The sequence below is a fragment of the Ectopseudomonas oleovorans genome, assembly GCF_003052605.1.
GTDB classification, from domain to species: Bacteria; Pseudomonadota; Gammaproteobacteria; order Pseudomonadales; family Pseudomonadaceae; genus Aquipseudomonas; species Aquipseudomonas oleovorans_A.
Genome location: NZ_QASO01000103.1, coordinates 1 through 7,979, shown reverse-complemented (window position 1 = coordinate 7,979; position 7,979 = coordinate 1). Strand labels below are relative to the sequence as shown.

Annotated in this window: 6 protein-coding genes, 1 pseudogene and 1 riboswitch; of the genes and pseudogenes, 2 read left to right on the top strand and 5 right to left on the bottom strand. The window is 64.4% G+C overall.

The window, feature by feature from the left end:
• From DBO86_RS26800 to DBO86_RS17090, 5 genes and pseudogenes are all read right to left on the bottom strand, one after another.
• A partial coding sequence (locus tag DBO86_RS26800; protein ID WP_244185501.1) for a hypothetical protein occupies nucleotides 1–95 on the bottom strand: 95 nt, incomplete at its 3' end.
• Between the two features lie 177 nt (nucleotides 96–272).
• Nucleotides 273–2,585, bottom strand: a pseudogene (locus tag DBO86_RS17105) (5-oxoprolinase/urea amidolyase family protein); the annotation flags it as partial.
• 222 nt (nucleotides 2,586–2,807) lie between these two features.
• Nucleotides 2,808–3,458, bottom strand: a complete 651-nt coding sequence (locus DBO86_RS17100; protein ID WP_108234307.1) for an urea amidolyase associated protein UAAP2 — start codon at nucleotides 3,456–3,458, stop codon at nucleotides 2,808–2,810.
• 86 nt (nucleotides 3,459–3,544) lie between these two features.
• Nucleotides 3,545–4,273, bottom strand: coding sequence for an urea amidolyase associated protein UAAP1 (locus tag DBO86_RS17095; protein ID WP_108234306.1), 729 nt, complete (start codon nucleotides 4,271–4,273; stop codon nucleotides 3,545–3,547).
• A gap of 81 nt (nucleotides 4,274–4,354) precedes the next feature.
• Nucleotides 4,355–5,422 (bottom strand): putative urea ABC transporter substrate-binding protein, encoded by a 1,068-nt coding sequence (locus DBO86_RS17090; protein WP_104727379.1) that lies wholly within the window; start codon nucleotides 5,420–5,422, stop codon nucleotides 4,355–4,357.
• 68 nt (nucleotides 5,423–5,490) lie between these two features.
• A riboswitch (guanidine-I (ykkC/yxkD leader) is annotated at nucleotides 5,491–5,588 on the bottom strand.
• A 333-nt stretch (nucleotides 5,589–5,921) separates the two neighbouring features.
• Here DBO86_RS17090 and DBO86_RS17085 point away from each other — a divergent pair.
• Nucleotides 5,922–6,947 carry an isopenicillin N synthase family dioxygenase gene (locus DBO86_RS17085; RefSeq protein ID WP_108234305.1) on the top strand — a complete coding sequence of 342 codons (1,026 nt, stop codon included), beginning with the start codon at nucleotides 5,922–5,924 and terminating at the stop codon, nucleotides 6,945–6,947.
• Nucleotides 6,944–7,876: a hypothetical protein gene (locus DBO86_RS17080; RefSeq protein ID WP_108234304.1), complete on the top strand. Its 933-nt coding sequence runs from the start codon at nucleotides 6,944–6,946 to the stop codon at nucleotides 7,874–7,876. Before DBO86_RS17085 ends, DBO86_RS17080 begins: the two co-directional genes overlap by 4 nt.
• Nucleotides 7,877–7,979 lie beyond the last annotated feature (103 nt).

Below are 7,979 nucleotides of genomic sequence, written 5' to 3'. Positions count from 1 at the left end.
AGTTGCTTGCGGCATTTGACCTGCTCATGGCTGTCGACACCATGAACTTGAAAAACCTGCTTTGCCAAATCCACGCCTATGCGTTTAAGTTTCATGCGGGCTCCCCCTCCGGGATTGTTTGTTTCGTAACCTACAGTCTGGCGCAATGACGCCGTAGGAGGGAGGAGTCCATCTCATTGGGCTACGGTCGCGTCTGTAGGAGCGGATTTATCCGTGATTTCGGTGCCGCCTGCATCGCGGCTGAAGCGGAGCGCCGCCCAGCCGCTCCCACAAAGGCTGGTGCATTCGCTGGCACTGGCTTTGGCCAACGCCCTTGCCATGGCGATATCCACCGGCACGAAGCGCACCTTGTCGCCGGCCTTGAGCTGGCCGAGCTGCCACAGGTCGGCCTCGATGATGGTCACCAGGCAGACGAAGCCGCCCAGGCTGGGGCCATCCGGGCCGAGGATCACCGGCATGTCGCCGGTAAAGTCCACTGCGCCGATGGCGTAGGGGTTGTCGTGGATGTTGGACGGGTGCAGGCCGGCTTCGCCACCGCTGTCGCGCACCCATTCCGGTTTCGGGCCGATCAGGCGTACGCCGGTGCGACTGGAGTTGAAGTGCACTTCCCAGTCGGTGGCGAGGAAGCTGTCGACATAGCCGGGCGTGAAGTATTCCGGCGCGCCGTGCGGGCCGTAGATCACGCGCAGTTCGCGCACGACTGGCAGGGCCGGGCAGAGTTCGACAGGCAACTGCGCGCCGCTACTGGTATCGCTCAACGGCAGCAGGTGCAGCACGTCGCCGGCGCGCAGCGCACGGCCGCCGTGGCCGCCGAACTGGCCGAGGGTGAAGGTGCTCTTGCTGCCCAGGTAGTCCGGAACCTGAATGCCGCCGCGGATGCTCAGGTAGCTGCGTGCGCCGGACCCGGCAATGGTGCCGAGGGCCAAGGTGCTACCCGCTGTGATCAGCAGGGCGGTGTTCATCGGCTGTTCCACGCCATCGACGCTCAGCGGAATCTCGGCGCCGGTGACGGCGACCACTGCATCGATATTGAAGCGCAGCAGCGGGCCGCTCATGGTGATTTCCAGCGCGGCGGCGCCTTCGTCGTTGCCGAGCAGGCGGTTGCCCAGGCGCAGGGCGCGGCTGTCCATCGGCCCGGACGGCGGCACACCAACGGCCCAGTAGCCGAGGCGGCCGGGATAGTCCTGCACGCTGGTCTGGGTGCCGGCGCTCAGTACCTCGAAGGTGCTGGCCTGATAGACGAGGTTTTCCAGGCAGCGCGTCCAGGGATGGCCGCTGGCGAAAGGTGCATCGCTGAGGATCTGGCGCAGGTAGTCGCGGTTGCATTCCACGCCGTACAGCACGGAATCGCAAAGGGCTTTGTCCAGCGCGGCGCTGGCCTGCTCGCGGGTTGGTGCCCAGGTGATCAGCTTGGCGATCATCGGGTCGAAGTAGGGCGGGATCTCGCAGCCGGCTTCGACCCAGGTGTCGACACGCAGGGCCTTGCCGTCGGCTTCAGGAAATTGCACGGCGGTGAGCAGGCCGGGGCTGGGCTGAAAATCCCGGCCCGGGTCTTCGGCGTACAGTCGCGCCTGAATGGCATGGCCGGACGGCTTGAGCGTCTTGGCCAGTTCGCTGAGCGGCGGTAGATCGTCGGCCGCCAGCTCGATCATCCAACGCACCAGATCGACACCCCACACCTGTTCGGTGACGCCATGTTCGACCTGCAGGCGGGTGTTCACTTCGAGGAAGTAGAAGCGCTCGGCCTCGCTGTCGTAGACGAATTCGACAGTGCCGGCGCTGCGGTAATTCACAGCCTTGGCCAGCTTGATCGCCGCTGCACACAGCTCATCCGCCATACCGGCCGGCAGGTTCGGCGCCGGGGTTTCTTCCAGCACCTTTTGGTTGCGCCGCTGCACCGAGCAGTCACGCACGCCGAGGGCTAGCACTTCACCCTGGCCATCGCCGAACACCTGCACTTCCAGGTGGCGGGCGCGCTGGATGTACTTCTCGATAAAGACGCCGCTGTCGCTGAAGTTGTTCTGCCCCAGGCGTTTGACCGCCTCGAAGGCGTCGCTCAGTTCCTCGGCCGAGCGGCATACGCGCATGCCGATGCCGCCACCGCCGGCGGTGCTTTTCAGCATCACCGGGTAGCCGACCTGTTCGCCTGCGACCAGCGCGGCGTCGAGGTTTTCCAGCAGCTCGGTGCCTTCGAGCATCGGCACTCCGTGCTGTTTGGCCAGGGCGCGGGCGGTGTGCTTGAGACCGAACACGCGCAATTGCTCGGGCGTCGGGCCTACGAAGGCGATGCCGGCGGCTTCGCAGGCTTCGGCGAAGGCGGCGTTTTCGGAGAGAAAGCCGTAGCCGGGGTGAATGGCTTTGGCGCCGCAGGCCTTGGCAGCGGCGAGAATCTTGTCGACCACCAGGTAGGTCTGCGCGGCCGGGCCGTCGCCGAGAGAAAACGCCTCGTTGGCCTGCTGGATATGCAGGCTGGCAGCGTCGGCTTCGGAGTAGACGGCGACGCCGCCGACGTTCAGCTCACGCAGGGTGCGCAAAATGCGGCAGGCGATGGCGCCACGGTTGGCGATCAGGAGTTTGTCGAACATCAGGGTGACCCTCGAAGGTCATGGCGGGCCGTCCCGCCGTCATTCGTTATGTGCCACGGTCGTCCGTGGTCGAAACAGTCGTGTGATGCGTGCCGCGCGTGCTGGGGGACAAATTTTGTAGGGCGGGTGAAACCCGCCGGGCCTTGGCGGGTTTCACCCGCCATACATCAATCCCACGCCAGCACTTCGGCTGGAGCCCTGGCGGGTTTCACCCGCCCTACGTCAGTTCCACACCAGCACTTCGGCTGGCGTCGGGTTCCAGCCATTGCACGGGTTGTTCAGTTGCGGGCAGTTGGAGATCAGCACGATCACGTCGGTCTCGGCACGCAGCTCCACGTACTTGCCGGGCGCGGAGATGCCGTCCTCGAAGGTCAGGCCGCCTTCGGGGGTTACCGGTACGTTCATGAAGAAGTTGATGTTGGCGCCGATGTCGCGCTTGCTCAGGCGGCCGTCGTGCAGGCTGGCGCGCAGGAAGTTGTCGCGGCAGCTGTGCATATAGCGCTTGTCCAGCGCATAGCGAACGGTGTTGCTCTCCTGCGCGCAGGCGCCGCCGAGGGTGTCGTGGCGACCACAGGTGTCGGCGACGATGGTCAGCAGCGGCTTGCCGAGGTTGGAGTAGAGCACCGTGCCGGTGGTCAGGTAGACGTTGTTCTGCTTGCGCAGGGTGCGCTGCGGGTCGAAGCGCTCGCGTGGGTTCTTCGCGGCGAAGAACAGGGTGTCGATCGCCTGGTTGCCTTCGAGGTCGTGCAGGCGCAGGGTCTGCCCAGCCTTGACCTCGAACAGGTAGGGCTCGCCCGCCGGGATGGTGTGGCGAAATACGGCGGTTTTGGAGTGCAGGTTGCTGGATGTCAGGTCGCTGGCAGTAAGGCTCATCGGACTGTCCTCGATAGCGTTTACTGGGCTCCCGCCTTCGCGGGAGTGACGAGGTCGGCGTCATCCCCGCGCAGGCGGGGACCCATTCAAATGTACTGGCGTTCGGTGTTGTGGAAGCCCCGGCCGTTCTCCGGACGCGAGGTGCGGCAGAGCACGGTGATGCCGTCGCTGTCGACCTTGCTCCAGTTCAGTTGCACCGGTTTGGACGCGTACTGTGGGTTGGGGTCCATCGGGTGTTGCAGGGCGGTGAGTACCACCAAGGTGTCCATCGGTGCGTACAGCTCGATGTAGTCGCCGGCCTGGCTGTTGCCGGGCTGGAAGTGGAAGGCGCCGTTTGCGTCTACATCCACGCGGCTGAACAGGTTGAGGTTCATCAGCAGGTCGAGCAGGTTCAGATCCCACTTGCCCATTTCCACCAGCAGGTTGTCCATGCCGTTGCGGAAGAAGCCGTTGCGCAGTTCCTGGTAGCGGCCCTGGCCGTACTTCTCTGCGACTTCCTCGGCATTCAGCACGCCGCCGAAGCTGTCGTGCCAACCGCAGGTGTCAGCGGTGATGGCCGCCAGCACCTTGCCCATGTCCGAGTACAGGCAGTGGCCGGCGGTGAGCTTGGCGGTGTGCTGGCCCTTGAGGGTGTCGGGCAGGTTCAGGCGCTCGCTTTTCTCGGCGGCGTTGAACAGCAGCAGGCTGACGTTGGCGCCGCCTTCGATATCGGTGATGCGCAGCACCTGGCCGCGCTTGAGGATGAAGGAGGTGTGGCCGCCGCCGGGCACGGTTTCCTCATAGAGGGTGGGGCGGAGAATGAGGGCAGTTGTCATGGGTACCTCGGGGTCAAAGCCTGGTCGTCAGGCGCCGGCAGGGGCGCCTGATCATCGTTGCGAGGGAGTGGGGAGTACGCTTCAGAGCTTGCCGTCGACGGCCATCTGCACGTAGCTCGGGTCGAAACGCAGCTTGATGTTGGCGCTGTCGCCGGTAGTCACGTCGCCCGCGAAGGTCATGCCGATGGCGTCTGCGCTGCGCGCACCTTCACCGAGGATGCCGTGTTCGAAGCTGAAGTTGGCAACCTTGGTCATGGTCTCCGGCAGGGCCGGGCTGGTGACGAAGTCCAGGGTTTCCTTCGGCGTGTAGAACAGCTTGGTGGTCGCCAGTTGCGACTGGTAGCCGGCCAGGTCGGTGCCGGAGGCCTTGGCCATTTCGGTCAGGGCGTCGGTGGCTTCCGGGGTGCCGGCCTGCATCAGTTCGAGAATCTCGAACCAGGCGCCGACCAGGGCTTTGCCGAAGTCCGGGTTGTCCTTCAGGGTCTGGGTGTTGACCACCATCATGTCGAGGATTTCACCGGGGATTTTCGACGAGTCGAAAACCTGGGTGCTGCCGGGCTGGGCGATGATCTCGGCGAGCATCGGGTTCCAGGTCGCAGCGGCTTGCACGCTGGGGGTGGTATAGGCGGCGATGATGTCGGCATCGGAGGTGTTCACCACAGTCACGTCGCGCTCGCTCATGCCAGCGGTTTCCAGGGCGCGGGCGAGGAAGTAGTGGGACACCGACAGCTCCACCAGGTTCACGCGCATGCCCTTGATGTCAGCCAGGGTCTTGCCCTCGCCCTTGATCAGCAGGCCGTCGTTGCCGTTGGAGTAGTCGCCGACGATCAGTGCGGTGCTGTCCACACCACCGGCGGCAGGGATGGTCAGAGCGTCCATGTTGGTCATGGTGCAGCCGTCGAACTGACCGACGCTGTACTGGTTGATCGATTCGACATAGTCGTTGAGCTGCACGACATCGATGTCGATGCCGTATTTCTTCGCCCATTTGTCGATGATGCCGGAGGTGCTGGCATGGCCCCAGGGCATCCAGCCGGCGTAGAGTGTCCAGCAGACGCTGAAGCTGTCTTTCTTCTCGGCATGAGCGCTGAAGCTGAGCACCGCGGCCAGACCGGCAGCGGCGAAGGAGAGCAGACGGTACTTGCGCATTTGGAACCTCCAGTCTTGTTGAGTACGGGCAGGAGTCGCGGCACGTTTCGAGTTCATCGAAAGGCGCGTTCTCCCGGGCTTTTATCCCGCCGTGTAACCTCACTGGAGGTCGATGACTCTCGGACCAGCACTTGCCAGGCAAGTCGGAACCCTAGTCATCCATTTCGCAAATTGTGGTGCCGCGATTCCGGGAAACCCCGGTTAGAACCTGCACACTCAGGCTTTAGCGAATAGCGTGCCAGCTCGCCGAAGCCCGTGTCTGGGCACTCTGGCGAGGCTGCTTGCGGTTTGTGTGCTGCCTGATGGGGCTTGACTGGCGTTCATTGCACCGTTCGGGGGCAATTCTGCTCGTGGTATCGCAGCTTGGCGGCGTTATGGCGATGGCATGGAAATCGCTATCGACCCTGTTGCAGGGGCGGCCTCGCTGCCGCCCTCGGGACGACCCGACCCGCTGCTCGTCTGGACGACCAGGTAACTCACTTGTTCAAGGGAGATTGCCATGGCGCATAGCCATTTCACGTCCATTCCTCTGATCGACGTTGCCGGGCTTTACTCAGACGACCTGGCCGAACGCCAGCGCGTTGCCGATGAGCTGGGCCGCGCTGCCCACGAGGTCGGCTTTCTGCAGATCACCGGGCACGGTATTTCGCGTGATCTGCGCGACGGGCTGATCCAGCAGGCGCGCAGTTTCTTCGCCCGCCCGCTGGAGGAGAAGATGCGCTTCTATATCGGCCAGTCGAGCAACCACAGCGGTTACGTGCCGGAGGGTGAGGAGCAGTTCGCCGGTGGCAGCAAGGATCTCAAGGAAGCCTACGACGTCAATTACGACTACACCGAGGCGGCGCAGGTCTATCCGCTGCTGGGCCCGACGCAGTGGCCGGACTCGGCGGACTTCAAGCGCGAGGTCGGCGCTTACTACCGCGCGGCGCTGGCGCTGGGCGACACGCTGTTTCGTGGCTTCGCCCTGGCGCTGGGGCTGGCCCAGGACACCTTCGCTGGCATCACCCGGCAGCCCACCAGCCAGTTGCGCATGATTCATTACCCGCTCGATCCCGACCCAGTGGCCGACCGTCCCGGTATCGGCGCGCACACCGACTACGAGTGCTTCACCATTCTTCTGCCCACCGCCGAAGGTTTGCAGGTGCTCAACGGCGATGGCCAGTGGATCGATGTGCCGTTGGTGGAGGACGCCTTTGTGATCAATATCGGCGACATGCTCGAGGTGCTCAGCAATGGTCATTTCGTCGCCACCTCGCACCGCGTGCGCAAGGTCAGCGAGGAGCGCTTCGCCTTCCCGCTGTTCTGCGCCTGCGACTACCCGACGCGCATCGCGCCGATTGCCGGTCTGCCGCCGCGCGGCGAGCGTGTGTACACGCCGGTGAACTGTGGCGACCACCTGTTCGCGCAGACCGCGCAGACCTTCCGTTATCTGCGCGAGCGCCTGGAGGATGGTTCGCTGCAACTGCCGGATGGTGCGGCGGGTTTGTCCAGCTTTGGCCAGAACCGCCAGGAGGTGACGGTATGAACCTGCTGGAACTGGCTGAACGTTACCCGCAGCGCGCCGAGGGCGGCGTGCCGGACTGGATGCTCGGGCACTTTCGTCGCCGCACCATCAGCTTCGCCGATGGCCGCAGCGACCAGCGTACCCAGGTGCATTGGCTGCAAAGCCGCACCTTCACCATCGACCTGCGCTTGCCGGATGCGCCCGCGCTGCCGGTACGGGCCTGGCAGGACTACGGCGCCGCCGAGTTGCGCCAGCTCGCCAATCACGAGGGTTGGGTGGCTGACAGTATCTGGGAGAACGGTTATCTGAGCTGGCACGGCGGCGTGTCCCTGCAACTGCACAACCGTTGGCCGGAGCCGGCGCAGTTGCAGCGCATCGGCAACTGCATGATCGAGTTCGGCACCAGTGGCGCCTATGTCGAGGACTGGCGTTTGCAGGCCAGCAGCGGGCCGTTGATCGGTTTGCGCCTGTTGGAGGAATGCGACGCTGAAAGCGGCGAGGTGCTGCAGCGCGGTGGTGGACTGATTCTCTGTGGTGACCGGCTTGGCTGGGTGCAGGGGCGGGCGGTCGAGCTGGGTGAGTCAGCGCTGCAACTGCGTGAGCGCGCCGAGCGGGCGCAAGGTGATGGTGAGACTTTGGCCGCGCTGTTCGACTGCGAGACCTCGCTGGCCTACGCCGATCAGCAGGGACGTTATCAGGTGGCGCTGTCCACATTGCCGGCGCGGGTGGGGCAGATGGTTTCGCTGGAAGGCTTCGAGTTGCCTGGCGCGGGTCGCGTCTGTCAGCACCTGCAACGCCCGGATGGCCGTGCGGTGGTACGCACCTTCATCATCGATACGCTGGAGCCGGATTGGCGCGCGGAACTCGCCACGCCGACTACCGACGAGGCGCAACGCTGGTTCGCCGCGGAGGGCGAAACGCTGTCGCGGTATCTCGAGGTGTTGAGCTGATTGGCGACAGGTTTTGTAGGAGCCCGCTTGCGGGCGATCAGCACAAGCTACAGCGGATCGCCCGCAAGCGGGCTCCTACAGATGGTTCGCTGTGGCTCCGTAG

Excerpts from the sequence above, each read along its gene's own strand:
- DBO86_RS17100 (WP_108234307.1), bottom strand. The coding sequence starts at position 3,458 with ATGAGCCTTACTGCCAGCGACCTGACATCCAGCAACCTGCACTCCAAA.
- DBO86_RS17095 (WP_108234306.1), bottom strand. The coding sequence starts at position 4,273 with ATGACAACTGCCCTCATTCTCCGCCCCACCCTCTATGAGGAAACCGTG.
- DBO86_RS17090 (WP_104727379.1), bottom strand. The coding sequence starts at position 5,422 with ATGCGCAAGTACCGTCTGCTCTCCTTCGCCGCTGCCGGTCTGGCCGCG.
- DBO86_RS17085 (WP_108234305.1), top strand. The coding sequence starts at position 5,922 with ATGGCGCATAGCCATTTCACGTCCATTCCTCTGATCGACGTTGCCGGG.
- DBO86_RS17080 (WP_108234304.1), top strand. The coding sequence starts at position 6,944 with ATGAACCTGCTGGAACTGGCTGAACGTTACCCGCAGCGCGCCGAGGGC.